At 69.5% G+C, this 25,313-nt stretch carries 20 protein-coding genes; 17 read left to right on the forward strand and 3 right to left on the reverse strand.

Annotation, left to right across the window (positions count from 1 at the left end; all coding sequences use genetic code 11):
• Positions 1-86 precede the first annotated feature (86 nt).
• From kdpF to ACIQF0_RS08070, 13 genes are all read left to right on the forward strand, one after another.
• Complete coding sequence (gene kdpF, locus ACIQF0_RS08010; protein WP_319979798.1) at positions 87-185, forward strand: K(+)-transporting ATPase subunit F; 99 nt, start codon at positions 87-89, stop codon at positions 183-185.
• The gene (gene kdpA, locus ACIQF0_RS08015) at positions 185-1,807 is read left to right on the forward strand and encodes a potassium-transporting ATPase subunit KdpA (RefSeq protein WP_401025927.1); all 1,623 of its coding nucleotides are present in this window, start codon (positions 185-187) and stop codon (positions 1,805-1,807) included. Before kdpF ends, kdpA begins: the two co-directional genes overlap by 1 nt.
• 23 nt (positions 1,808-1,830) lie before the next feature.
• Positions 1,831-3,795 (forward strand): potassium-transporting ATPase subunit KdpB, encoded by a 1,965-nt coding sequence (gene kdpB / locus ACIQF0_RS08020; RefSeq protein ID WP_401027752.1) that lies wholly within the window; start codon positions 1,831-1,833, stop codon positions 3,793-3,795.
• Between the two features lie 3 nt (positions 3,796-3,798).
• Positions 3,799-4,326 (forward strand): potassium-transporting ATPase subunit C, encoded by a 528-nt coding sequence (locus tag ACIQF0_RS08025; RefSeq protein WP_401025930.1) that lies wholly within the window; start codon positions 3,799-3,801, stop codon positions 4,324-4,326.
• Positions 4,304-6,820 (forward strand): DUF4118 domain-containing protein, encoded by a 2,517-nt coding sequence (locus ACIQF0_RS08030; protein WP_401025933.1) that lies wholly within the window; start codon positions 4,304-4,306, stop codon positions 6,818-6,820. Before ACIQF0_RS08025 ends, ACIQF0_RS08030 begins: the two co-directional genes overlap by 23 nt.
• Positions 6,817-7,494 (forward strand): response regulator, encoded by a 678-nt coding sequence (locus ACIQF0_RS08035; RefSeq protein WP_401025936.1) that lies wholly within the window; start codon positions 6,817-6,819, stop codon positions 7,492-7,494. The genes ACIQF0_RS08030 and ACIQF0_RS08035 overlap by 4 nt, the downstream gene beginning before the upstream one ends.
• Before the next feature lie 73 nt (positions 7,495-7,567).
• Positions 7,568-8,482, forward strand: a complete 915-nt coding sequence (locus ACIQF0_RS08040; protein WP_401025938.1) for a glycoside hydrolase family 16 protein — start codon at positions 7,568-7,570, stop codon at positions 8,480-8,482.
• A gap of 78 nt (positions 8,483-8,560) precedes the next feature.
• The gene (locus ACIQF0_RS08045) at positions 8,561-10,051 is read left to right on the forward strand and encodes an amidohydrolase family protein (RefSeq protein WP_401025940.1); all 1,491 of its coding nucleotides are present in this window, start codon (positions 8,561-8,563) and stop codon (positions 10,049-10,051) included.
• A gap of 110 nt (positions 10,052-10,161) precedes the next feature.
• Positions 10,162-11,472 (forward strand): diaminopimelate decarboxylase, encoded by a 1,311-nt coding sequence (gene lysA, locus ACIQF0_RS08050; protein ID WP_401025944.1) that lies wholly within the window; start codon positions 10,162-10,164, stop codon positions 11,470-11,472.
• Between the two features lie 44 nt (positions 11,473-11,516).
• Positions 11,517-12,797, forward strand: a complete 1,281-nt coding sequence (locus ACIQF0_RS08055) for an SWIM zinc finger family protein (RefSeq protein WP_401025947.1) — start codon at positions 11,517-11,519, stop codon at positions 12,795-12,797.
• The gene (locus ACIQF0_RS08060) at positions 12,794-15,265 is read left to right on the forward strand and encodes a DUF6493 family protein (RefSeq protein ID WP_401025950.1); all 2,472 of its coding nucleotides are present in this window, start codon (positions 12,794-12,796) and stop codon (positions 15,263-15,265) included. Before ACIQF0_RS08055 ends, ACIQF0_RS08060 begins: the two co-directional genes overlap by 4 nt.
• Positions 15,262-17,757, forward strand: a complete 2,496-nt coding sequence (locus tag ACIQF0_RS08065) for a DUF6493 family protein (protein WP_401025952.1) — start codon at positions 15,262-15,264, stop codon at positions 17,755-17,757. The genes ACIQF0_RS08060 and ACIQF0_RS08065 overlap by 4 nt, the downstream gene beginning before the upstream one ends.
• Positions 17,758-17,762: 5 nt before the next feature.
• The gene (locus ACIQF0_RS08070; RefSeq protein ID WP_401025955.1) at positions 17,763-18,065 is read left to right on the forward strand and encodes a DUF6968 family protein; all 303 of its coding nucleotides are present in this window, start codon (positions 17,763-17,765) and stop codon (positions 18,063-18,065) included.
• On the opposite strand, the gene sph is transcribed toward ACIQF0_RS08070, so the two are convergent.
• Positions 18,058-18,984: a sphingomyelin phosphodiesterase gene (gene sph, locus ACIQF0_RS08075; RefSeq protein ID WP_401025958.1), complete on the reverse strand. Its 927-nt coding sequence runs from the start codon at positions 18,982-18,984 to the stop codon at positions 18,058-18,060. The two genes, ACIQF0_RS08070 and sph, sit on opposite strands and share 8 nt — an antisense overlap.
• An 87-nt stretch (positions 18,985-19,071) precedes the next feature.
• Positions 19,072-19,761, reverse strand: coding sequence for a FadR/GntR family transcriptional regulator (locus ACIQF0_RS08080; RefSeq protein WP_401025961.1), 690 nt, complete (start codon positions 19,759-19,761; stop codon positions 19,072-19,074).
• A gap of 77 nt (positions 19,762-19,838) precedes the next feature.
• Between ACIQF0_RS08080 and ACIQF0_RS08085 the strand changes: the two genes are divergently transcribed.
• From ACIQF0_RS08085 to ACIQF0_RS08100, 4 genes are read left to right on the forward strand one after another with little or no spacing between them, the layout of a single operon-like run.
• The gene (locus ACIQF0_RS08085; protein ID WP_401025963.1) at positions 19,839-21,101 is read left to right on the forward strand and encodes an ABC transporter substrate-binding protein; all 1,263 of its coding nucleotides are present in this window, start codon (positions 19,839-19,841) and stop codon (positions 21,099-21,101) included.
• A gap of 10 nt (positions 21,102-21,111) precedes the next feature.
• Positions 21,112-21,948: a sugar ABC transporter permease gene (locus tag ACIQF0_RS08090; RefSeq protein WP_360029639.1), complete on the forward strand. Its 837-nt coding sequence runs from the start codon at positions 21,112-21,114 to the stop codon at positions 21,946-21,948.
• The gene (locus ACIQF0_RS08095; protein ID WP_360029640.1) at positions 21,948-22,757 is read left to right on the forward strand and encodes a carbohydrate ABC transporter permease; all 810 of its coding nucleotides are present in this window, start codon (positions 21,948-21,950) and stop codon (positions 22,755-22,757) included. The genes ACIQF0_RS08090 and ACIQF0_RS08095 overlap by 1 nt, the downstream gene beginning before the upstream one ends.
• Positions 22,754-24,697, forward strand: coding sequence for an alpha-galactosidase (locus tag ACIQF0_RS08100; protein ID WP_401025967.1), 1,944 nt, complete (start codon positions 22,754-22,756; stop codon positions 24,695-24,697). The genes ACIQF0_RS08095 and ACIQF0_RS08100 overlap by 4 nt, the downstream gene beginning before the upstream one ends.
• Here ACIQF0_RS08100 and ACIQF0_RS08105 read toward each other — a convergent pair.
• Complete coding sequence (locus ACIQF0_RS08105; RefSeq protein ID WP_401025970.1) at positions 24,684-25,274, reverse strand: bifunctional 4-hydroxy-2-oxoglutarate aldolase/2-dehydro-3-deoxy-phosphogluconate aldolase; 591 nt, start codon at positions 25,272-25,274, stop codon at positions 24,684-24,686. The two genes, ACIQF0_RS08100 and ACIQF0_RS08105, sit on opposite strands and share 14 nt — an antisense overlap.
• Positions 25,275-25,313: the final 39 nt, after the last annotated feature.

A 25,313-nucleotide genomic window follows, 5' to 3' on the forward strand; every position in this document is an offset into this window, starting at 1 on the left:
GGCGTCATGGCCGACCTGGCCTACGCGTTGCTGCTGATCGGGAGTTTCGTCGTGCTGGGCCTGACGGTGCGTGGACTGGAGAAGTTGTGAGCACGGGACTTGTCGCGAACGCCGTCGCCGGTGTGATCGCGCTCGCGCTGATCGTCTACCTGTTCATCGCACTCGTCAGGCCGGAGAAGTTCTGATGTCACCTCTCGTGGCCGGCCTCCTGCAGGTCGGCATCCTCGTCGCGGCCCTCGCGGTCGTGTACCGGCCCCTCGGCGACTACATGGCCCGCGTGTTCACCGCGAAGGGCCACTTGAGAGCCGAGAAGGCCATCTACCGGTTCGCGCGGATCAACCCCGACGCCGAGCAGAAGTGGAGCACCTACGCGTACGGCGTGCTGGGCTTCTCGTTCGTCGGCATCGTGTTCCTGTACGTGATCCAGCGGATCCAGTCCGTGCTGCCGTTCAACTTCGACCGCGGCAACGTGCCTGAGGGCATGGCGTTCAACACGGCGATCAGCTTCGTGACGAACACGAACTGGCAGTCGTACGTTCCGGAAGCCGTCATGGGCCACACGGTCCAGATGATCGGCCTGACCGTGCAGAACTTCGTGTCGGCCGCGGTCGGCCTGGCCGTCGCCATCGCCCTGATCCGCGGTTTCGTGCGCAGCCAGACCGACCGGCTCGGCAACTTCTGGGTAGACCTCGTCCGCGGCACCGTCCGCATCCTGCTGCCGATCGCGTTCATCGCGGCGATCGTGCTGGTGATCACGGGCGTCACGATGAGCCTCAAGTCCGGTGTGGACGTTGACGGACAGACGATCGCGAACGCGCCCGTGGCCGGCCAGGAAGCCATCAAGGAACTCGGCACCAACGGCGGCGGCGTGCTCAACGCGAACTCGGCGCACCCGTTCGAGAACCCCAACGAGTGGTCGAACCTGATCGAGATCTTCCTGCTGCTGGTGATCCCGGTGGCGCTGACCCGCACGTTCGGTCAGCTGGTCGGCAACAGGAAGCAGGGTTATGTCCTGATCGGCGTGATGGGCGTGATCTGGGCGGCGATGCTGACCGTGATCTGGGTGGCGGAGGCGAACGGTCTGCGGCCCCTGGAGGGCAAGGAACTCCGGTTCGGCATCCCGGCCAGCGCGCTGTTCGCCAACTCCACGACGGGCACGTCGACGGGCGCGATCAACTCGCTGCACGACAGCTACACCGGACTCGGCGGCGGCGGCACGCTGCTGAACATGCTGTTCGGCGAGATGACGCCGGGCGGCGTCGGCACCGGGCTCTACAGCATCCTGGTGATGGCGATCATCGCGATGTTCCTGGCGGGCCTGATGGTCGGCCGCACGCCCGAGTACCTCGGCAAGAAGCTGGGGCGCAAGGAGGTCACGGCCGCCGCGGTGTCGATCCTCGCGATGCCGACCGTGCTGCTGATCGGCGCCGGGATCGCCGCGATCCTGCCGAGCACGCAGGGCGCGCTGAACAACCCGGGAGAGCACGGGCTGTCGGAGATCCTGTACGCCTACGCGTCGGCGTCGAACAACAACGGGTCGGCGTTCGCCGGAATCACGGTGACCAACGACTGGTTCCAGTCGTCGCTCGGCCTGTGCATGTTGTTCGGCCGGTTCATCCCGATCGTCGCGGTGCTGGCGCTCGCCGGATCCCTTGCCGCGCAGAAGAAGGTGCCGGTGACGGCGGGCACACTGCCCACCACCGGACCGTTGTTCGCGACGCTGCTGACCGGCTCGATCGTCCTGGTCGCCGCGCTGACGTTCGTTCCCGCTCTCGCCCTCGGTCCCATCGCGGAGGCACTGCTGTGACCACCACACTTCAGAAACCGGCTGTGGCACAGGAGAAGACACCTGCCAAGCCCAGCATCGCCGCGGCGATCCCGGAGGCGTTGCGCAAGCTCCACCCGCGTCACCAGCTGCGCAGTCCCGTCATGTTCGTGGTCTGGGTGGGCTCGCTGCTGGTCACCGTGTTCGCGGCGACCGACCCGAGCGTGTTCACCGTCGCGGTGGCGCTGTGGCTGTGGTTCACCGTGCTGTTCGCGAACCTCGCCGAGGCCGTCGCGGAAGGACGCGGCAAGGCGCAGGCCGACTCGTTGCGCAAGACCAAGAAGGACGCCGTCGCCCGGATGCTCAACGGCGACGTCGTGGCCGGCACCGAGCTCAAGATCGGCGACCTGGTGGTCGTGGAGGCCGGCGAGGTCATCCCCGGCGACGGTGACGTGGTCGAGGGCATCGCGACCGTCGACGAGTCGGCGATCACCGGCGAGTCCGCGCCCGTCATCCGCGAATCGGGTGGCGACCGGTGCGCGGTCACGGGTGGCACGACGGTGCTGTCGGACCGGATCGTCGTCAGGATCACGACGAAGCCCGGTGAGTCCTTCGTGGACCGCATGATCGCGTTGGTCGAGGGCGCGGAACGGCAGAAGACGCCGAACGAGATCGCGCTGACGATCCTGCTGTCCACGCTGACGATCATCTTCGTGCTCGCGGTCGTGGCGCTGCAGCCGTTCGCGATCTACTCCGGCGGCGAGCAGTCGGTGGTCGTGCTGACCGCGCTGCTGGTCTGCCTGATCCCGACGACGATCGGCGCGTTGCTGTCCGCGATCGGCATCGCCGGCATGGACCGGCTGGTGCAGCGCAACGTGCTCGCCACGTCCGGCAAGGCGGTCGAGGCCGCCGGCGACATCGACACGTTGCTGCTCGACAAGACCGGCACGATCACCTGGGGAAACCGGCGCGCCACCGAGTTCATCCCGGTCGGCCCGACCTCCCACGACACGCTCGTGGCGGCCGCACGGCTGGCGAGCCTGGCCGACGACACCCCGGAAGGGCGCAGCATCCTCGAACTCGCGGGCGGGCAACCCGCCGGCGAGCACGAGAAGACCGGCGAGTTCGTGCCGTTCACCGCACAGACCCGCATGTCCGGCATCGACCTGGGCGACCGGATCATCCGCAAGGGTGCCGCGTCGGCGTTCGAGCTGACCGACACGGCCCGCGAGATCGTGGACGAGATCAGTTCGCAGGGCGGCACTCCGCTCGTCGTGGCGGAGAACGGCCAGGTCCTCGGCGTCATCAGGCTTTCGGACGTCGTGAAGCCCGGCATGAAGGAACGCTTCGCCGAGCTGCGCGCCATGGGCATCCGGACGGTCATGGTCACCGGCGACAACCCGTTGACCGCCAAGGCCATCGCGTCGGAGGCGGGTGTCGACGACTTCCTCGCCGAGGCCAAGCCCGAGGACAAGATGGCCCTGATCCGCAAGGAACAGGAGGGCGGACGGCTCGTCGCGATGACCGGTGACGGCACGAACGACGCGCCCGCGCTGGCCCAGGCGGACGTCGGCGTCGCGATGAACACCGGCACGTCGGCCGCGAAGGAGGCCGGCAACATGGTCGACCTCGACTCGGACCCGACCAAGCTCATCGAGATCGTGGAGATCGGCAAGCAGCTGCTGATCACGCGTGGTGCGCTGACGACGTTCTCCGTGGCGAACGACCTGGCGAAGTACTTCGCGATCCTGCCTGCCATGTTCGCGGCGATCTACCCGGCGCTGGACAAGCTCAACATCATGCACCTGGCCACGCCGCAGTCCGCGATCCTGTCGGCGGTGATCTTCAACGCGCTGATCATCGTGGCGCTGATCCCGCTGGCTCTCAAGGGTGTCCGGTACCGGCCGTCCAGCGCGTCGGCGCTGCTGCGGCGCAACCTGCTGATCTACGGCCTGGGCGGCGTCGTGACGCCGTTCGCCGGGATCTGGCTGATCGACCTGCTCGTGCGACTCATCCCCGGGATCGGCTGAACCATGGACAACTTTCTGAAGCAGTCGTGGGCGGGTCTGCGGATCCTGCTCGCACTCACGGTGCTCCTCGGGGTGCTCTACCCGCTGTCGGTGTGGGGTGTGTCGCGGATTCCCGGCCTGCACGCCAACGCCGAGGCCACCGACACGACGCTGGTCGCCGTCACCCGCGAAGGCGACCAGTACTTCGTGCCGAGGCCGTCCGCCGCGACGCTGCCGGCGTCCGGTGGGTCGAACAAGGGCGAGCTGAACGAGGACTACACCAAGGTCATCGCCGAGCGCACGACCGAGATCGCGCAACGCGAAGGCGTGCCCGAGAGCCAGGTTCCGCAGGACGCCGTGACGGCGTCGGCATCCGGCCTCGACCCGCACATCAGCCCGGAGTACGCGGCGTTGCAGGTGCCTCGTGTGGCGCGCGCGTCCGGGTTGCCGGTGGAGAAGGTCCGCGAGCTGGTCGCTGCCAACACTCACGGCACCTTCACCACCACCGTCAACGTGACTGCGCTGAACCGTGCCGTCGACAGCGCCCGTTGACGGTCGCCGGGGTGAGCTGAGGATCTACCTCGGCGCCGCTCCCGGCGTCGGCAAGACCTTCGCCATGCTCGGCGAGGCCCACCGGCGCCGGGAGCGCGGCACGGAGGTGGTCGTCGGACTCGTGGAGACCCACGGCCGTGACAAGACCGCCTCCCTGCTGAAGGACCTGGAGGTGTTGCCGCGCAAGGTGATCCGGCACCGCGACCTCGAGGTCGAGGAGATGGACGTCGACGCGATCCTGGCCCGCGGGCCGGAGGTCGCGGTGATCGACGAGCTCGCGCACACCAACGCGCCGGGTTCGCGCAACGAGAAGCGGTGGCAGGACGTCGAGGAGCTGCTCGAAGCGGGCATCGACGTCCTGTCCACGGTCAACGTCCAGCACCTGGAGTCGCTCAACGACGTCGTGGAGCGGATCACCGGTGTGCGGCAACGGGAGACCGTGCCGGACGAGGTGGTCCGCCGCGCAGAACAGGTCGAGCTGATCGACCTCACGCCCGAGGCGTTGCGCCGGCGGCTGGCGCACGGCAACGTCTACCCGGCGCACCGGATCGACGCCGCGCTGGGCAACTACTTCCGGCTCGGCAACCTGACGGCGTTGCGCGAACTGGCGTTGTTGTGGGTGGCGGACCAGGTCGACGTCGCGTTGCAGCGCTACCGCAGCGAGAAGGAGATCACCGACACCTGGGAGACCAGGGAACGGGTCGTCGCGTCGATCACCGGCGGGCCGGAGAGCGAGACGCTGATCCGCCGGGCGCGCCGGATCGCGGTGCGGGCGGGCGCGGAACTCCTCGTCGTGCACGTGATGCGTGGCGACGGGCTGTCCGGCGTGACGCCCGAGCACATCGCCCGCTCCCGCAAGATCACCGAGGACGTTGGCGCGACCTTCCACTCGGTGGTCGGCGACGACGTGCCGACGGCGTTGCTGGAGTTCGCCCGCGGCGTCAATGCCACCCAGCTCGTGCTGGGGACTTCGCGCAGGTCACGGGTCGCGCGGGCGTTCGACGAGGGCATCGGCGCCGCCGTGGTGCAGGAGTCCGGCGCGATCGACGTGCACATGGTCACGCACGACGAGGCGCGGCGCGGTCTCCGCTGGAAGGTCGCGACCGACCCGTTGTCGCTGAAACGACGCCTGACCGGCTGGGGACTGTCGCTCGTGCTGCCGGCCGCAGTCACGGGGCTCGGCATGCTGTGGCGCGACGAGCTGGACTTCTCCACCGACCTGGTGGCGTTCCTGCTGGTCACGTGCATGGTGGCGATCGCGGGCGGACTGGGGCCCGCGTTGTTCTGCGCGGTTCTCGGCGCCGGGCTGCTGAACTTCTTCTTCACCGAGCCCTACTACAGCCTGGCCGTGCGGTCGCCGGAGAACGTGATCACGCTGGCCGCCATGGTGATCGTCGCGACGGTCGTGGCGCTGACCGTCGACCGGGCGGCACGGCTGGGGGAGCAGGGCGCGCGGGCAAGGACGGAGGCCGCGCTGCTGGCCTCCTACTCCCGCACCGTGCTCACCAGTCCGTACCCGTTGGCGCGGCTGCTGGACAAGATCCGGGTGAACTTCGGCCTGGAGTCGGTGGCGCTGCTCGAACGCCGCGCAGGCGGTTGGGAACGCGTCGCGTGCGTGGGACCGCGGCCGTGCGACGAACCGGACGAGGCCGATGCGGACGTCATGGTGACGTCCGACATCCACCTGGCGCTCCGCGGCCGGGTGTTGCCCGCGAGCGACCAGCGCGTGCTGGAAGCGGCGGCCGGACAGGCGCTGATGGCGTTGCGGCAGCAGCGAATGGCCGACGAGACGCGTGACGCGCACCGCAAGGTAGAGACGACCGAGCTGCGCACGGCGTTGCTGTCGGCCGTGGGGCACGACCTGCGCACGCCGCTGACGTCGATCAAAGCGGCGATCGGCAGCCTGCGTGACGACTCGCTGCCACTGTCCACTGAGGACGTGTCGGAGCTGATGGCGACCGTGGAGGAGTCGGCGGACCGGTTGACAGGGCTGGTCGACAACCTGCTGGACTCGTCGCGGCTCGCCACCGGGTCCGTGGAACCGGTGCTGCGGCCCGTCAGCTACTACGAGGCGGTCGCTCGGGCGCTGGCCGGTGTCGACGACCGGCACACCGTCTCCGTCGTGGTGGACGAGCACCTGCCGCCGGTGCTGGCGGACCTGGGACTGCTGGAACGGGTCGTCGCGAACGTCGTGGACAACGCGGTGCGGCACGGCAGGTCCGACGTGGCGGTCCGGGCCAGCGCGCACGGCTCCCACGTCGAGCTGAGGATCGTGGACCACGGCCCAGGACTGCCGAAGAAGGCGGGGCACAAGGTGTTCGCGCCGTTCCAACGCCTCGGCGACCGCTCCGCCACACCGGGCGTCGGGCTCGGCCTGAGCGTCGCGAAGGGCTTCACCGCGGCCATGGGCGGGGAGATCAGTGCCGAGGACACCCCGGGCGGCGGCCTGACCGTGGTCATTTCGCTGCCCGCCTACGAGGAGACTTCCGGATGACGTCAGTGCTGGTAGTGGACGACGAACCGCAGATCGTGCGCGCGTTGCGGATCAACCTCAGCGCGCGCGGATACGACGTGATGACGGCCTACGACGGCAAGTCCGCGCTGGGCGTCGCCGTTGAGGGCAAGCCGGACGTGGTCGTGCTCGACCTCGGCCTGCCCGACATCGACGGCGTGGACGTGATCGCCGGGCTGCGCGGCTGGTCCACGATCCCGATCATCGTGCTGTCCGCGCGCACCGACTCGTCGGCCAAGGTCGAGGCCCTGGACGCGGGTGCCGACGACTACGTGACCAAGCCGTTCGGCATGGACGAGCTGCTGGCCCGGTTGCGCGCGGCCGTGCGCCGCGACCTCGCGCGGGAGGCGGGCGATCCGGTGGTCGAGACGTCGTCGTTCGTCGTGGACCTGGCGGTGAAGAAGGTGCGCCGCGACGGCCACGAAGTGCACCTGACGCCGACCGAGTGGGGCCTGGTCGAGATCCTGGCGCGCAACCCCGGCCGGCTCGTGTCGCAGAAGCAGCTGCTGCAGGAGGTGTGGGGCCCGATGCACGTCAACGAGTCCCAGTACCTGCGCGTCTACTTCGCCCAGTTGCGGCGCAAGCTGGAGGACGACCCGGCCCACCCGCGGCACCTCATCACCGAGCCCGGAATGGGGTACCGCTTCGAGGTGTGAGGTTGACGCGAGACCGTGAGAGCGCTTCCATGGAGTTCCGCTGCCGTGCGATCGTGACAGAGAGGTCATCATCGTGGCTCGAAAACTCACGCGCGCCCTGCTGGGACTGGCTTTGATCCTCCCGCTCTCCGGCATCGCGCAGGCAGCGGTCCCGCCCACCCCGACGGGCTGGTCCCTGGCCTGGTCGGACGACTTCACCGGCGCGAACAACACCGCACCGAACGGGAACAACTGGATCGTCGACACCGGCCACGGCTACCCCGGCGGCCCCGGCAACTGGGGCACCGGCGAGATCCAGCGCTACACCGACGACCGCGCCAACCTCGCCCTCGACGGCTCCGGCAACCTGCGCATCACCCCGTTGCGGTCCGGGTCGGGCGAGTGGACCTCGGCGCGCATCGAGACCCGTCGCTCGAACTTCAAGGCACCGGCGGGCGGCATCCTGCGCATCGAGGGCCGCATCCAGATGCCGAACGTCACCGGCGCGGCCGCGTTGGGCTACTGGCCGGCGTTCTGGGCACTGGGCTCGCCGTACCGCGGCAACTACTGGAACTGGCCGAGCATCGGTGAGTTCGACGTCATGGAGAACGTCAACGGCATCAACAGCGTCTGGGGCGTGCTGCACTGCGGCGTCAACCCCGGCGGCCCGTGCAACGAGACGAACGGCCTCGGCGCGTCCCGGGCCTGCCCCGGCAGCACCTGCCAGTCCGCGTTCCACACCTACCGCTTCGAGTGGGACCGGTCGGTCAGCCCGAACCAGCTGCGGTGGTACGTCGACGGCCAGCAGTTCCACAGCGTGCGGCAGAACCAGATGGACGCCACCTCGTGGAACAACATGACCTCGCACCAGGGCTACTTCGTCCTGCTGAACGTGGCGGTGGGTGGCGCGTTCCCGAACGGCGTGGCGGGACGGGCGACGCCGACCGCGCAGACCACACCGGGCAGGCCGATGCTGGTCGACTACGTGGCGGTGTGGACCCGACCGTAGAACGGGGGTCAGCCCTACTGCTCCACCACCCCGAAGTCGCTAGCTTGGCGGCAGGGGACTTCGGGGGAAGGTGGAGCGGTGGGGGATCTGGCGCGCCGGGACGTGTTGTCCTGGCTGGGGAAAGGCGCGCTCGGAGCAGTCGCGCTGGGTGTCGTGGGGCAACCCGCGATGGCGGCGAGCGGCGTGACCGTGTTGCGCGGGGCGACGCTCATCGACGGCACCGGCCGTGCGCCCGTCCGCGACGCGACGATCGTCCTGGCTGGTGACCGGATCCTGGCCGCCGGCCGCCACCGGGAGATCCCGCGCGGCGTGCGGGTGATCGACGTGACCGGGAAGTACGTGATCCCAGGCCTGTGGGACATGCACACCCACGCGACGTACTACGAGGACACCGTCGCACCACTGCACGTCGTCCAAGGCGTCACGGGCATCCGCGAGATGATGGGCCTGCCCGAAGTCCACGCCACGCGCCGGCGCATCGAATCCGGTGAGATCCTCGGCCCGCGCATGGTGATCGCCAGCGCCATCGTCGACGGTCCCGCCGCCATCTGGCCGGGCTCGGACATCGTCCGGACCCCGGAGGAGGCCCGCGCCGCCGTGCGCAGGGCCAAGGACGGGGGAGCGGACTTCGTCAAGGTCTACTCGTTCCTGTCCCCGGAGTGCCACGCCGCCATCGCCGAGGAAGCCCGCAGGCTGAGGATCCCGTTCGCCGGCCACGTTCCGGCCCGCGTGCCCGTGCAGGACGCGCTCGCGCAGCACACCCACGAACACATGTACAACCTGTTCACGTCCACTTCGGACAACGCCGACGCCCTCTACGCCCAGCTTCGCGCCATGCCCGACGACATGGCCGACCCGAACTGGTGGGGCCGGCACGCGGGCCGGATGGAACGAGCCGCGGTCGCCACGCACTCACCGGCCCGCGCCCGCGAGCTGTTCGCGGCCATGGTCGAGCAGGGCACCTGGCAGTCGCCGACGCTGTTCGTCGAGCGGAACATGAACCTCTCACCCGAGACCCTCCCGAACGATCCGGCTGCCCTCGAACGGATCCGCTACATCCCGGTGGGCCTGCGCGAGCAGTGGCAGGCGATCATGGCCGGCCGCCAGCCGCGCACGCCGGAGGAAGTGGCCGAACTGCGGAAGTTCGGCGACGCCCGCATGCGCCTGCTGCGAGAGATGCACGAGGCGGGAGTCGGCGTCGTCGCGGGCACGGACGCGGGGTTCGCGTACGTCTTCCCCGGTTTCTCCCTGCACGACGAACTCGCGCTCCTGGCGCAGGCCGGGCTCTCGGCCATGGCTGTTCTGCAAGCGGCCACCCGGGACGCCGCGCGCTGCCTCGGCCTGGAGCACGAGACGGGCACGGTCACGCCCGGCAAGCAGGCGGATCTGGTCGTGCTGGACGCGGACCCGTTGCGGGACATCACGAACGTCAGCCGCGTCCACTCCGTCGTCAGCCGGGGCCGGTACCTCGGCCCGGCCGACCGCGCGCGGATCCTCCGGGAGATCGAGGCCGCGGCACAGGAACCGGTGGAGGTGCCGGCGACGCCGATGGGGTGCTGCCCGCACTGATGTGGCCCCCGCCACCGTGATCGTCAGGATCGCGTCAAGGTGGCGGCCACCCGTGTCAGGGTCTCGTCCGGGATCTGGGCACGGACCGCCGCCAGGCGTGTGCTGGACGCATGACACTCGCCGAGTTGTTGCCCAGCATCGGATGCGCCACCGAACCGGTGCTGGAGGACGGTCTCTGGCCGGACGGCACGCACCTCGCCGGCCAGGACCTGGTCATCGGTGGACTCCCGGCCACGCAGCTCGCGGCCCGGTTCGGCACCCCGTGCCAGATCCTGGACGAACGGACGGTCCGCGGCAGGGCACAGGCCTTCCGCGCCGCCCTGCCGGACGCGGAGGTCGTGTTCGCGGGCAAGTCGTTGCCCTGCCCCGAGGTCTACCGGTGGATGGCGGAGGAAGGCCTGTCCCTGGACGTGTCCTCGGCCGGGGAACTCGCACTGGCCAGGGCCGCGGGCTTCCCGGCGCGGCGGATCATCATGCACGGCAACGTGAAGACCGCCGAGGACCTGAAAGCCGCGCTGGAGTACGGGGTCTCCCGGATCGTCGTCGACTCGCTCGACGAGATCGCGCAGTTGGGCGCGTTGGCGACGCACGGCCAGGAGGTCATGATCCGGGTGACGCCCGGCGTCGACGCCCACACGCACGCCAAGATCGCGACCGGCGTCGAGGACCAGAAGTTCGGCTTCTCGCTGGCGTCCGGCGCCGCCCTGGAAGCGGTCCTGCGCGTGGTCGAACAGCCGTCGCTGAAGCTCGTGGGCCTGCACTGCCACATCGGCTCGCAGGTCAGGCACGTCGCGAGTTACGAGGAGGCCGTGCGGCGGATGGTCGGCCTGATCGCGTCCTGCGGCACCAGGATCGAGCAGCTCGACCTCGGCGGCGGCTTCTGCGCGCCGTACCTGCAGGGGGACAGCGACTTCGACCTCGCGGGGTTCGCACACCGGATCACCGCTGCCCTCAACTACGAGTGCGCGCTGCACCGCGTGCCGCCGCCACGCGTGCTCATCGAGCCAGGACGGTCGATCGTCGCGAACGCCGGCGTGACGCTGTACCGGGTGTGCGCGGTGAAAACATCAGCGCGGACGTTCGTGGCCGTCGACGGTGGCATGAGCGACAACCCCCGACCGGCCCTGTACGGCGCCAAGTACGCGGTCCGCCTGGTCGGTCGCGGAGGGCAGCCCAAGCCGGTGACGGTCGTCGGCAGGCACTGCGAGGCCGGCGACGTGCTGGCCGAGGACGTGTTGCTGCCGCAGGACGTGCACGCCGGTGACCTGCTCGCCGTCCCGGCGACGGGTGCCTATCACCACGCGCTGGCCTCGAACTACAACCAGGTGTGCCGGCCGCCGGTCATCGCCGTCAGGGACGGGGTCGCGAGGCCGATCGTGCGCAGGGAGACCGAGGAGGACCTGTTGCGCCGATACCTTTGATCAAACCGCCGCCGAGTCGAACGTCTGTTCCCTAGAGTGGCGCGATGCACTCGTACGCCTACGTCGCCGACTCCCGGCTGGACGAGACGCGACACGCCCTGGGACTGCAGACCTCCGGCGGCAGGGCGCCGAACCCGCGTTTCTTCACCGGTTTCCTGGGTGACTCGCAGCAGGCCGCCACGGCGTTGCTCGCCATCGCCAAGATCGCGGGCACCCGCTACTTCCAGCCCACCACCGAACGTCTCCGCGACCCGGTCGTCACCTGCAACGGCGACCGGCTGCGCTTCGAGTCGTTCTCGGGCTGCTGCGGCGTCTACGCGCGCCTGGACGTGCTGGGCGACGCCCTCGACGGCGAGGTCCACGACCGCGGCACCACGAACGTCGACGTCAACGAGCCGCTGCGCCGCGCCCTGGCCCGCGTCACGAAGGGCGACCCGCTGCACCTCACGGTCGGCCCCGACCAGGTCGAGGTCGGCACGCTCGACGGCGCGGTCGTGGAGAAGAAGGTCCCGCTGCCACCGCGCTGGCTGCGCGGCTTCGCCGAGACCCAGGTCCTCACCTCGAAGTTCGACCTGAAGGCCGAACTCGCCCCGATGGACGCGCAGCGGTTCCTCAAGACGCTGCCCAAGGGACGCGCGGCGGTGTGGGCGGTGCCGTCCGGGAAGTCGTTGCGGCTCAGCGGAACGGCCTCGGCCAACGCCGTCTGCCTGGCGGGCCCGAACCGCCTGGAGACCCTGATCCCGTTGCTGCGCTTCGCCAAAGCCGTCCGCCTCTACGGGCCGCCCGCCGACGGCAAGCCCGTGGCGAGCGGCTGGGAGGTCGACCTCGGTTCGCAACGTCTGACCCTGGTCCTCTCGCCCGAGGTGACCCGAGGCCTGTCCGGTGAGGGCGCCGTCCTCGACGGTCTCGCGGCCGGAGACGCCGACACCGACGCCGAACTGGTCGGCGCCCTCCTCGACTTCGAACCCCGCGTGGACATCGCGGACCTGGCCGACCGTTCCGGCCTCACCCCGGCGAGGGTCAAGGACGCGCTGGCACAGCTCGGCACGTCCGGTCGCGTCGGCTACGACCTCGCCGAAGCGTCGTACTTCCACCGTGAACTCCCGTACGGCGGCGCCGACATCCAGGCCATGAACCCCAGGCTGCGCAACGCGAAGGCGCTCGTCGAGCAGAACGCGGTCAGCTGGGACGGCGACACCGCACTGGTCGGTGACTACCGCGTCAACGGTGAGGCCTGCACCTGCCAGTGGTGGGCCGAGTACCGCGGCGGGCGCGGCAAGTGCAAGCACGTGCTGGCCGCGGACATGGTCAGGGGCAAGGCGTGAGCTTCGACAGAGTCCAGGCCCTGATCGAGTCGGACGAGACGCGCGCGCTCGGCGAACTCCTGAAGAGCCTGACGCCCGACGAACGCAAGGCGTGCGCGAAGGACCTGATCGCGTACGAGAAAGCGCACCGGGTGGGCGATCGTCGCTGGGACGACGAGGAGACGCTCTCCGTCGCGGGCGCGGGCCTGCTGCCCAGCGCGTCGGCTCTCGCGCCGTGGCTGGTCCGCCACCGGATCTTCCAGCACTACGGGGACGAGGTGGACAACGGCGTCGACGTACTCGTTGACGTGCTGCGACACCGTGACCTCGCCTGGACGCCGGACCTGGTCACGAGGCTCGCCGCCAGGATGCGGACGCGGGACCGCTGGCGGCAGGACCTCACCACGGTGATCTTGGAGTTCTGCGGCGACGACCTGCCGGACTCGGATGGGTTCCTGTTGCACCTCATGGACTCCGAGGCGCAGACGAGGTGGAAGCCCGCCTACGACGCGGTGATCCCGAGGATGCTGGAGGTCGTCGGCGCCGGAGCGATCCTCGGCACCACCCGGCGGGGGTGGATCGAGTTCCTGCGCGGGAGAGCTGACCGTCAGGTGCTCCTCGACGGCTGCCTCGCCCGCTTTCAACAGAGCGCAACGCCCAGCGAGATCGATGGTTTCCTGGGCCTGCACGAGGCCATGAAGGTCACTCTCGACGAGATCACGACCCACGCGCGGGACTACGTCGCGATGCTGCCGGACTCGCGATCGACGGTCGCCGCGCTCGCCCAGGAGCAGCTGAAACGGCTGGACGAAGCGGAAAGGCTCGACTTCGAGCTGCTGTGCGAGGCGAGCCGGTGGGTGTTCGGCCGCACCGAGAAGAAGCTCGTCCGCGCCCAGCTCGCGTGGATCGGCAAGCACGCCAAGGAGAACCCGGACGAGGTCGTGCTGACCGTCGCGGAGCTGTTCGCGCACGAGTCGGACGACCTGCGCGGCCAGGCCGTCAAGCTGATCGTGAAGCACCTCGGCAACGCCGGCGACGCGACGCAGGCCGAGGTCCGGGCCCTGGCCGAGCAACTGCCGGGCGATCTGGCACAGCAGTTGGGCGGCACCACCTCCCAGGACCAAGCCGTGGAACTGGCTCCGTTCGAGCCCAGGCCGTTCCCCGAGCCGATCGCCACCCTCGACGAGTTCACCGGGGAACTGCTGGCCGCGTTCAGCCGCAACTCCGACTACCTCGAAGCGTCGACCGCGGAACGGATCATCGAGGCACTGGTCCGGTTCGCCTGGCAGGACAGGGAAGCGCTCGCCAAGGCCATCCTGCCGTTCTACGAGAAGGCGCCCTGGTACGACCGCTCGCGGCGCAACCCCCGTGCCGAGTTCGTCCAGGCCGTTCTCGCCGGGCGCGGCACGCCGCACCCGCTGGAGGCGCAGTCCGAAGTGGACTTCGACCACGAGTGGGAACGGCCGGGCACCACGAGCATCGGGGGAGTCGCCGACGAGCTCTCCAAGCGGCTGTACGAGATCGCGCGAGGCCTGATCCGCCTGCCGAAGCCAGCCCTGGTCTCGACGCCCACCGAGATGTCCGGCCTGATCGACCCCGTGGTGCTGGCCGGCCGCCTGGCCAGGGCCGAGGCCGAGGGCTGGGAACCGTGGCGGCGCGACCTGCGGCAGGCCGTCCAGCGGCTGCCGCGTGACACGGACCCCGCCCTGTTCGCGTCGCTGACCAGCAAGGCGGCCGCCGAGGTGCGCGATCGGCTGGCGAACAGGACCGAGCCCGAGATCGCCATCGCCGAGCGCGGCTACCGGTACTCCTGGCGGTACTCGGACGACATCGCCGACACCGGCCTGTACGCGACCGTCACCCCGGGCCTGGAGGAGCCGGAGCAGTCCCTGCGGGAGTACGACGAGTGGGGCCCGCTGGTCGAGTGGTGGCCGTCCGTGCTGCCCGTCCAACGGGAGGTCGCCGCCGCTCACCTCGTCCCGCACCTGCGGGCACGGACGGCCTCGAAGGGCACTGACGGCCCGCTCCTGCCGATGCTCGCCGAGGCCCACGGCCCGGCAGGTCCCGCCGTGCACCTCGCGCTGTCCTACGGCCTCGGCGCCGAACTGATCGTCAACCGCGCCCACGCCGTTGACGCGATCCTGATTCTCGCCGCCCGCGACCAGCTCGACGGCAGGACGTTCGGCGACCTGCTGGGACAGTTGCTCGAACGCGGTGACCTCGCGCTGAACCGGGTCGTGCCCGGCCTGCGCGACGCGGCGCGTTCCGGTGCCGCACGCCAGATCTGGGACTCGCTGACCACCGCCCTCCCGCGACTCTGGACCCACAACCGGGTGGCGGACGTGATCGAGCTGGCGGTCGAACTGGCGCAGCTGCTCCAGCCAGGTGGCACCGTCGGCGGGCTCGCGGAGGTCGCCGCCCGCAAGGGATCGAGCAAGGCGGTCGTGCAGGCGAAGCGCCTGGTGAGCGCATTGGGGGAGAAGGCGTGAGCTTCGAACGGATCCAGGCGCTGATCGAGACGGGCCAGCTGCTCGCCCTCGGGGAGGTGCTCAAGAGCCTCACCCCGGAGGAACGCAAGGAACGCGCCGCCGACCTCGTGGCGTACGAGAAGGCGCGTCGTGCGTCCGGCCGGAACTGGGACCACCACCCGGCGATGCACATCGCGGGCATAGGGTTGCTGCCCAACCCGTCCACGCTCGCGCCGTGGCTGGTGCGCTACCAGATCTGGTGGCACCGCATGAGCCAGGAGAACGGCACGCTCGAGGCGCTGGACGTGCTGCGGCAGCGCGACCCCGCGTGGTTGCCGGACCTGGTCGCCAGGATCGCCACCAGGATGCCGACCCGCGAACCCGGCCGCCACGACCTGCTGCGGATCGTGCTGGAGTTCTGCGGGGAGGACCCACCGGACTCCGACGGGTTCCTGCTGGCGTTCATGGACTTCGGCGGCCACACGCGCTGGCGTCCTGCCTTCGACGCGCTGATCCCGCGCATGCTGGAGGTCGTCGGCGCCGGGTCGATCTTCGCGAACATCTGGCAGTGGCCGCAGTTCCTGCACGAGCGAGCGGACCGGAAGGTACTCCTCGACGGCTGCCTCGCCCGGCTCCAGCAGGGCGGCAGCGCCAAGGAGATGGAGGGTTTCCTCGCGCTGCACAAGATTCTCGACGTGACGCTGGACGAAACCGCCGAGCACGCACGGGACTACGTCGCGATGCTGCCCGACTCGCGGTCTGTGGTGGCCACCCTCGCGCAGGACCGGCTGAAGGCGCTGGACGAGGCGGGAAGGCTCGACTTCGACCTGCTCGCCGACGCGAGCCGGTGGGTGTTCGGCCGCACCGAGAAGAAGCTGATCCGCGCCCAGCTCACCTGGCTCGGCAAGCACGCGAAGTCCACTCCGGACGAGGTCGTGCTCGCCGTGGCGGAGCTGTTCGCGCACGAGTCGGACGACGTGCGCGGCCAGGCGGTCAAGCTGATCGCCAAGCACCAGTCGAAGGTCAGCGACGCCACGAGGACCGAACTGCCGGCGCTGGCCGAGCAGCTGCCCGCCGACCTCGCCGCTCAACTCGGCGTCGAGACCGTCGCGGAGGAGGTCGCCGCGCTCGCACCGTTCGCACCGCGCCCGTGGCCGGACCCGATCGCCACGCTCGACGAACTGACCGGTGAGGTACGGGCGTTGTTCGGCCGCAACGCAGGCCACGTCGACCCGGTCACCGCCGAGCGGATCATCGAGTCCGTGGTCCGGTTCGCCTGGCAGGACAGGGAAGCGGTGGCGAAGGCGTTCGAGCCGATCTACGACAAACACCCGTGGATCAAGAACCGCAGCGCCTACGAGACCTACCCCGACCACGCCCGGCGCGACAGCTGGTCGGTGTTCATCTCGATCATTGCCGCCGTGTCCGAGCCCATGACCCCGATCGGCCCGGTCGAGTCGGCGATGGACGCCGCCAGGACGTGGATGAAGCAGCTCAAACGCGCCGAGATGGGCTCGGTGAGCGAGCAGCTCGCCAAGCGGCTGCACGAGATCGCCAAGGGCCTGGTCAAGTCACCGCGCCCGGCCCTGGTGTCGACCCCGACCGAGGTGTCCGGTCTGCTCGACCCCGCCACGCTGCTCGAACGCCTCGCGAAGGCCGACGCCGAGGACTGGGAACCGTGGCCGCGTGACCTCAGGCAGGCCTACCACCGGCTGCCGCGCGACACCCGCCCTGAGGACTTCGCGTCGCTGACCGGCAACGCGGGCCGGCTGCTGCGCGACTGGCTCGCCGACCTGACCGATCCGGTGGTCGAGCTGGTCGAACGCACCCGCGAGACGCGCTACGGCTACATCAGCCCGGCGGTCACGGAGAAGCGCCTGCTCGTGACGCTCTCGCCAGGCCTGCCCGACCCGGAGAAGCACTGGTACGGCCACAACGAGTGGGGCGTCATGATCGAGTGGTGGCCCGCCGTCCTGCCCGTGCAACGCGAGGTGATCGCCGCACACCTCGTGCCCCACCTCGCGAACCGCCGCGAGTCGAAGGGCGACGACGGCCCGGTCTTGCCCGCACTCGCTGAGGCGCACGGCCCGATGGGCGTCGCCTCGCACCTGGCGCTCGCGTACGGCCTCGGTGCCGAGGCGACGGTCGGCCGCGCCAACGCGGTCGACGCCCTGCTCGTCCTCGCCGCTCGCGACCAGTTCGACGGCAAGGCACTGGGCGAGGTCGTCGGCCTGCTGCTGGAACGAGGCGAACTGGCGCTGAACCGCGTGGTCCCGTGCCTGCGCGACGCCGCACGCTCCGGCGCCGCGTCCCAGATCTGGGACCTGCTGACGACCGCGCTGCCGAAGGCCTGGTCGCACAACAGGGTCGCGGACCTGGTCGAGCTCGCGGTCGAACTGGCCCAGCAGCTCAAGCCGGGCGGCACCGTCGACGGCCTCGCGGAGGTGGCGGCCCGCAAGGGTTCCAGCAAGTCCGTCGTCCAGGCGAAGCGGCTGGTGAGCGCGCTAGGCTGAGTCGCATGGACTTGGGCGTCGTCGTCGCGGAACGGCAGATCGAGGGCAGGGCACCGGACGGATCACCCTTCGAGGTGGTGATCCGGTTCGGTGCCCCCCGCCCGGACCCGTTGAGCGACAACGGCGACTGGGAGTGTCCACACCAGATCGGCGACGAAGAGATCGCCGCCGCGTACGGCGTGGACTCGTTGCAGGCCTTGCTGCTCAGCGTCTACGCCGTGCGGATCAAACTGGCCGAGTCGGGCGCCACCCTGGACTGGCTGGGCATGCCCGAACTCGGCCTGACCGTCGCGCCCGCGCTCAGCTAGCGAACACGGGGTAGTGGTCGGAGAAGTCGTTGAAGGTGTACTTGCGCCCCCACGACCAGATCGACCACTCAGGACTCTTCACCCGCCGGGTCTCGTTGCGCAGCACCGGCCCCTGGACCGTCAGCACGTAGTCGAGGTGCTCGGACGCGTACTCCGGCCCGTACTGGTCGCGGCAGACGCTGTTGTCCGCGCAGTCCCACGAGAAGGGATGCCCGCCCACCTCAGGCGTCTGCGCACCCAGTTCGGCGACCATCTGCGGGAACTCGGCACTCGCCTTGATGACGTTCATGTCGCCCGCCACGTACACGGGTTCGGAGGCGGGGATGTTCCGCGCCGTCAGGAACGCCTTGATCTCGGCCCGCTGCCTGGCCCGGTAGCCGCCCGGCGCGCTGGTGCAGGTCGAGTCCTCTGCCTGCATGTGCGTTCCGATGACGTGCAGCGGCCCGGTCGGCGCCTCGATCCGCACGTACGCGAACCCCTTGTTGGAGAACCAGTCCGCGCCGCACCCGTCCCGGTAGACGTGCTGGACCCGCGTGGTGATCGGCCACCGGCTCAGCACCGCGACACCGCCGTCCTCCGGCGTCGAGTCGCTGTACCTGCCGCTCGTCACGTCCCACCCGGCCCGGCTGCGGCCCAGCACCGGCGTCTGGTTCGGGTAGGTGTCGCGCAGGTTCGCCAGCAGCCGGTCCGAGGCGGCGTTGTCGAAGGCCTCGTTGAGCACGACGACGTCCTGGCCGTTCAGCACTCCGGTGCTGTCGATCAGGTCGGCGCGGGCGACCTGTCCCCAGTTCGGGTAGAGGTTCCGCGACAGCATGAAGACGTTGTAGGTGGCGATCCTCGGGGCAGCAGGGGCCGCGACCGCCGGGGTGGCGACCGAGATCGTCAGCGCGACGGCGGCGGCGAGCGTGATCAGGCGCATGAAGCCCGATGCTGACGGACGTGAATGTCTTTCACAACCGCTGAAGCGAGACCCGATGGTGTCGTATCGATTAAGAACAGATGGACGTCAGCGCAGGCGATCGAGATCCGCCCCGGACTTGTCCACCAGCGCCCGCATCGCCTCGTAGGCCGCCTCGGGGTCACGAGCCGAGATCGCGTCCAGCACGGCCCGGTGCGACGGCACCGGATCGTCGTCCACGCTCCCGTGCACGAGCTTGTCCCGCTCGGCCAGCCCGATCGCGATGATCCGCTCGACGTGCGTCAGGAACGCGTTGTGCGTGGACCCCATCAGGAGCCTGTGGAACTCCAGGTCTGCCCGAACGGTCGCGGCGAGGTCGCGCGCCGACGCCATCCGCTCCAGCGCGGCGCCGAGGGCCTCGATGTCGGCGGCCGAGGCGCGTTCGGCGGCCAGGCGGGCCGCCGCGGGTTCGACGATCACGCGCATCTCGGTGAGTTCGTCGAACAGGCTGTGGTCGGTGTTGCTGGCCTGGGTCTGCCAGCGCATCACGTCGGTGTCGAGGAGGTTCCACGACGAGCGCGGCTGCACGAACGTGCCGCGCTTCTGCCTGGCGTCGATCATGCCCTTGGCGGACAGGACCTTCAGGGCCTCGCGCAGCGCGGTCAGTGAGACGTCGAGTTCCTCGCGCAACGCCGGGAGGTCGAGGGTGTCGCCCTCGCCGATCTCGCCGGCCAGGATCCGGCCCGCCAGCGCCTCGACGGTCTGGCCGTGCACGCCACGAAGCCGCTTCTCGCTCATGACCCGAGAGCATACGGCACATCATAAATTATGAATTATTCTTGACATGATCATGACCTGCGCGCAATCTGTCCGCCATGGACAGGCGTCACTTCCTCCGCGTCACCGCTGCCGCGGGAGCCGGGTTGCTGGTCAGCGGCACGGCTTCCTGCGCCACCTCGGCGTCCTCAGGCCCGGTCACCCAGGCTGCGGGCACGGCCACGATCCAGTCGAACCTCTCGGCGCCTGCTGCCAAAGCGGCGATCGACGCACTGGTGAAGGCGTTCAACGACAAGAAGGGTGCGCAGGCCTCGGTCAACACCGTTGCCTCCGAGACCTTCCGGACCCAGCTGCCGAGCTACCTCACCTCGGCCAACCCGCCCGACCTCTTCACCTGGTACCCCGGTGCACTGCTCAAGGGGTACGAGGAGAAGGGGCTGCTGCTCGACATCAGCGACGTCTGGCAGACCATGGGCGACTACCCCCAGTCGTTCAAGACGTTGAGCGGCAAGGTGTTCGTGCCGACGACGTACTACTGGTGGGGCTTCTTCTACCGCAAGTCCAACTTCGCCAAGTGGGGCGTCACCCCGCCGAAGACCTGGACCGAGTTCGTCGACCTGTGCAAGACGTTGCAGGGCAAGGGTGTGATCCCGCTCGGCATGGGCGCGGGATCGGACTCGCCGTGGACCGCGTCCAGCTGGTTCGACTACTTCAACATCCGCATCAACGGGGCCGGCTTCCACCGCGAGCTCCTCGCGGGCAAGCAGAAGTTCGACGACCCCAAGGTGAAGGCCATCTTCACGCCGTGGCGTGAAGTCCTGCCCTACACCGACCCCAACGGCACCGCGATCGGCTTCCAGGAGGCCACGACCGCGATGCTGCAAGGCCGCACGGGCATGCTGCTCACCGGCGCGTTCTTCGCCGACGCGGCACCGAAGGACGCGATCGACGACATCGACTTCTTCCGGTTCCCGATCATCGACCCGAACGTGCCGCTGGCGGAGGAGGGCCCGACCGACGGCTTCTTCGCGAGCGCCAAGTCACCGCACGTCAAGGAACTGAAGGAGTTCCTGACCTACGCGGCGACGGCCGAGGGGCAGGAGGCCTACATCAAGGCCTCGTCCGGCACGGTCCTGCCGACGCACCCGAACGCCAAGGACTCCGGCACGCCCCTGGTCACGAAGGGCCGCCAGCACCTCAAGGAGGCCGCGGAGATCACCCAGTTCTTCAACCGCGACTCCAGCGACGCCTTGCAGCCCACCGCGGACGCCGCGCTGATCAAGTTCCTCCAGCAGCCCGACCAGCTGGACACGATCCTGACGACGTGGCAGAAGGCCGCCGAGCAGGTGTGGTCGTCCTGACATGACCAGCATGACCAGAAGCTTCACCAGGGTCCCTCCGATCCTGCTGTTGTTCGTGCTCATCCCGTTGCTCGTGGAGGGGTTCTGGGTCTTCTGGCCCGCGCTGCAGGGGTTCTGGCTCGCGCTGACGAACTGGGACGGCGTCTCGCCGCCCCGGTTCGTCGGGCTCGACAACTACGCCAGGATGATCGACGACCCGGTCTTCCACACCGCCGTCACCAACACCGCGATCTGGCTCGTGCTGTTCGGCGGGCTGTCCGCGGTCGGCGGCCTCGGCATGGCCGTGCTGCTGCAGAAGGAACGCCGCGGTGTCGGCGTCTACCGGGCCGCGCTGTTCGTGCCGGTGGTGTTCTCGCTGGTCGCCACCTCGCTGATCTGGCAGGTGCTCTACCAGCCCGGCGGGATCTTCGACAGCAGCCCGCTGGCCGACCCGGACACGGCGCTCTACGCGGTGCTGGTGCCGGCGTTGTGGCGGCAGGTCGGGTACGTCATGGTGCTGTACCTGGCCGGTCTGAAGGGCATCGACCCCGGGCTCTACGAAGCGGCCACTTTGGACGGTGCCACGGCCTGGCAGAAGTTCCGGCACATCACCTGGCCGCAGCTCGGCTCGGTGAACTCGGTGGTGCTGTCGGTGATCGTGATCGACTCGCTGCGGTCGTTCGACGTGGTGTGGTCGATGACGCGCGGGGGTCCCTACCACTCGTCCGAGCTGCTCAGCACCTACATGTACTCGACCGCGTTCCAGTCGCTCAAGCTCGGCTACGCATCGGCACTCGCCGTCGTCATCTTCGTGCTGGCGTTCGGCGTGATCGTGACCTACCTCGTCCGCGCGTTCCGGGAGAACTGATGTCCAATCGCGTCTTCCACGCCGTGGCGGGCACGATCTCCGTGCTCTGGCTGCTGCCGATCGTCGCCGTGCTCGTCACGGCGGTCCGAAGCTTCGACGACATCGCCGCGAACGGCCTCGCGTCGGTGCCCCGGTCGTTCACGTTCGCCGGGTTCGCCGACGCGTGGACCAACGGTGGCGCGGGCGCCATGTGGAACAGCGTCCTCGTCACGGTACCGACGGTGTTCCTCTCGCTCGCACTGAGCGCGGCGGCGGCGTACGCGTTGAGCCGCTTCGAGATTCCCGGCCGGCGTTCGATCATCCTGCTGATGCTCGCGGGCAACCTGCTGCCTCCGCAGATCCTGCTCGTGCCGGTGTCGAAGCTGACCGAACTGCTCGGCATCTACGACACGCTCTTCGCGCTGATCGTGGTGCAGGTCGGCTTCGGGCTGGGCTTCTACACGTTCGTGTTGCAGGGTTTCATGCGCGCCATGCCGAACGAGGTGCAGGAGGCCGCCACCATCGACGGCGCCGGTCCCGTGCAGATCTTCTGGCGGATCGTGCTGCCGATGACCAGGCCTGCCCTGGCCGCGTTGGCCGCGCTGGCGTTCACCTGGATCTTCAACGACCTGCTGTGGGCGATCACCGTGCTGCGGTCCTCGGCCGTGATGCCGGTGACCCCGGCGCTGCTCGCGTTGCAGGGCCAGTACGTCTCCAACTGGAACGTGATCGCGGCCGGTTCGGTGATCGCGGCGATCCCGACCGTGGCGGTGTTCCTGCGGTTCCAGCGGCACTTCATCTCCGGACTCGCTGTGGGAGCAGTCAAATGACCTGGACCCTCCGGATGGCCACCACCTCCTACACGGTGGCCGTCGAACCGGGCGGACGCTGGGCCGAGCTCGTGGCCTGGGGCCCGCACGGCGTCGAGACCGGCCCGTCGCCTCTCAGGAACCTCGGCGACATCCACTTCATCACCGAGGCCGACGCGGCGCCGGTCGAGTACGCGCCGCGCGGCGAGCGCCCGTTCACCGGCGCCGACCTCGAACTGGACGGCGACTCGTGGTGCACGTTCGAGGGCGCGGACGAGTCGGACGGCGTGCTGCGGCTGGCCTTCGTCGACGAGGTCGCCGGCCTGCGCACCGTGCTCTGCTATCGGCCGGAAACCGCGGTCGACGTGCTGTCGCGGTGGGTCGAGGTGACCAACCTGCGAGACGAATCGGTTCGTCTCGCCAGGATCGGCTCGGCGGGTGTGTGCCTGCCCGTCCGGGAGCCCCGGCTGTCCTTTCTGCACGGTGAGTGGGCTCGCGAGTTCCAGCTGGACCACGTCTCCCTGCCCGCGGGCGGGTTCCGAATCGGCAGCTCCTACGGCGTTCCCGGGCACAATTACGCGCCCTGGTTGTCCGTGGACGACACGTGGGGCGTGTCGCTGGCGTGGTCCGGTTCCTGGGAGATCACGGCCGAGGTCGAGCCTTCCGGACTCACGCGCGTGCGTGCCGGAATGCTCGGCCCGGTCGTGGTCGGACCGGGAGAGACCTTCACGACCCCGGAACTGGCGTTGGCGTACTCGACGGACGGCTTGGCGCGCGTCTGGCACGCCTACGACCGGCTTCGTTCAAGGCCGGCCCGCAAGCCCGTGCTCTACAACTCGTGGGAGGCCACGGGTTTCGAGGTCGACCTGCCGAAGCAGCGCGAGCTGGCCCGCATCGCCGCCGACCTGGGCGTCGAACTCTTCGTGGTGGACGACGGCTGGTTCGTCGGCCGTCACGACGACACCGGCGGCCTCGGCGACTGGTACCCGGAGTCGCCGGACTTCGGCGCGTTCGTCGAGGACGTCCGGGGGATGGGCCTGGAGTTCGGCCTCTGGGTCGAACCCGAGTGCGTCAGCCCCAAGTCGCAGCTCTACGCCGAACACCCGTACTGGGTCTACCGCACCGAGGGCCGCGAGCCCACGCTCATCCGCAACCAGATGCTGCTCAACCTGGGCCTGCCCGAGGTCCACGAGTTCGTCGTCTCCACTTTGGACAGACTGCTGACCGACTACCGGATCAGCTACCTGAAGTGGGACATGAACCGCCCCGCCACCGAACGCCCGCTCGACCAGGACGACGCCCACGTCCGCAACTACTGGCGCGTGCTCGACCACCTGCGCGAGAAGCACCCGCACGTGCTGGTCGAGGGCTGCGCGGGCGGCGGCGGCCGAACGGACCTGGCGACCACCGGCAAGGTGGACGTGGTGTGGCCCAGCGACAACACCGCCCCGCTCGACCGGCTGAAGATCCAGCACGGCTTCCTGCACATGCACGCCCCGCACCTGATGTCGTCGTGGGTCACGGACGCTCCCGGCTTCTTCGACGCGCGCCCGCGTTCGCTGAAGTTCCGGTTCGTGCTGGCCATGGCCGGTGTGCTCGGCATCGGCGCGGACGTGCGGCACTGGTCGGCAGAGGAACGCTTCGAGGCAGCCTCGCTGATCGCCCGCTACAAGGACGTCCGTGACGTCGTGCACGGCGGTGAGGCACACCTGCTGAACGACGCGATCCAGTACTCGGCCGAGGACCGGATCGTCGTGCTGGCCTGGAACACGGGCTCGCTGACCGGCGTGCCGATGGTGCCCGGCCAGTCGTCCAGGGTGAGGCTGCGGGGTCTGACGGCGCAGTCCTATGTGGACGAGAGCGGTCAGGTCTACTCGGCGGCGCACCTGACCCACGTCGGGCTGCCGTTCGACTGGTCTCAGTCGAACGACGCCGACGTGGTCGTGCTCAGGAGCGAATGAGGGCCTTGATCTCCTCGATGGGCGTGCGGGCGAGGGCCGATCCGACCCCGCACGCCACCGCCCCGGCCTCCAGCCACGTCGGGACGTCAGCCGGCGCGACGCCGCCGGTCGGCACGAGCGGCGCGTAGGGCAGCACGGCGAGCACGTCGCGCACCCACTGAGGCGTGGGTGCGGGGAACACCTTCACCGCGTCCGCCCCGGCCTCCAGCGCCTGCACGACCTCGGACACCGACCCGGCACCCGGCAGCACAGCGGCGCCGTACCGGTGCCCGGCCTGGATCACGGCGACGTTCAGGTTGGGCGCCACCAGGAACTGCGCCCCGGCGCGCACCGCGGCGACAGCGGACGTCTCGTCCAGCACGGAACCGGCGCCGATGACCGCCGACGGGTAGTCCGCGCGCAACTGCCGGATCGCCTCCAGCGCACCGGGGTTGGTCAGCGGCAGTTCGAGGGACGTGAGACCCGCGTCCAGCAACGGAACGGCGGCCTCGACGGCGGTGGCGGCGGACGCGGTGCGAACGATCGCGATGATGCCCTGCCGCACGACTGCCTGTGTGATCTCGTAGCGGTAGCTCACGCCCGCCAGCCTACTACACATAAATTACGAATTATTCTT

Origin of the sequence: Lentzea sp. NPDC092896 (genome assembly GCF_044754905.1) — a bacterium.
Classification (GTDB): domain Bacteria; phylum Actinomycetota; class Actinomycetes; order Mycobacteriales; family Pseudonocardiaceae; genus Lentzea.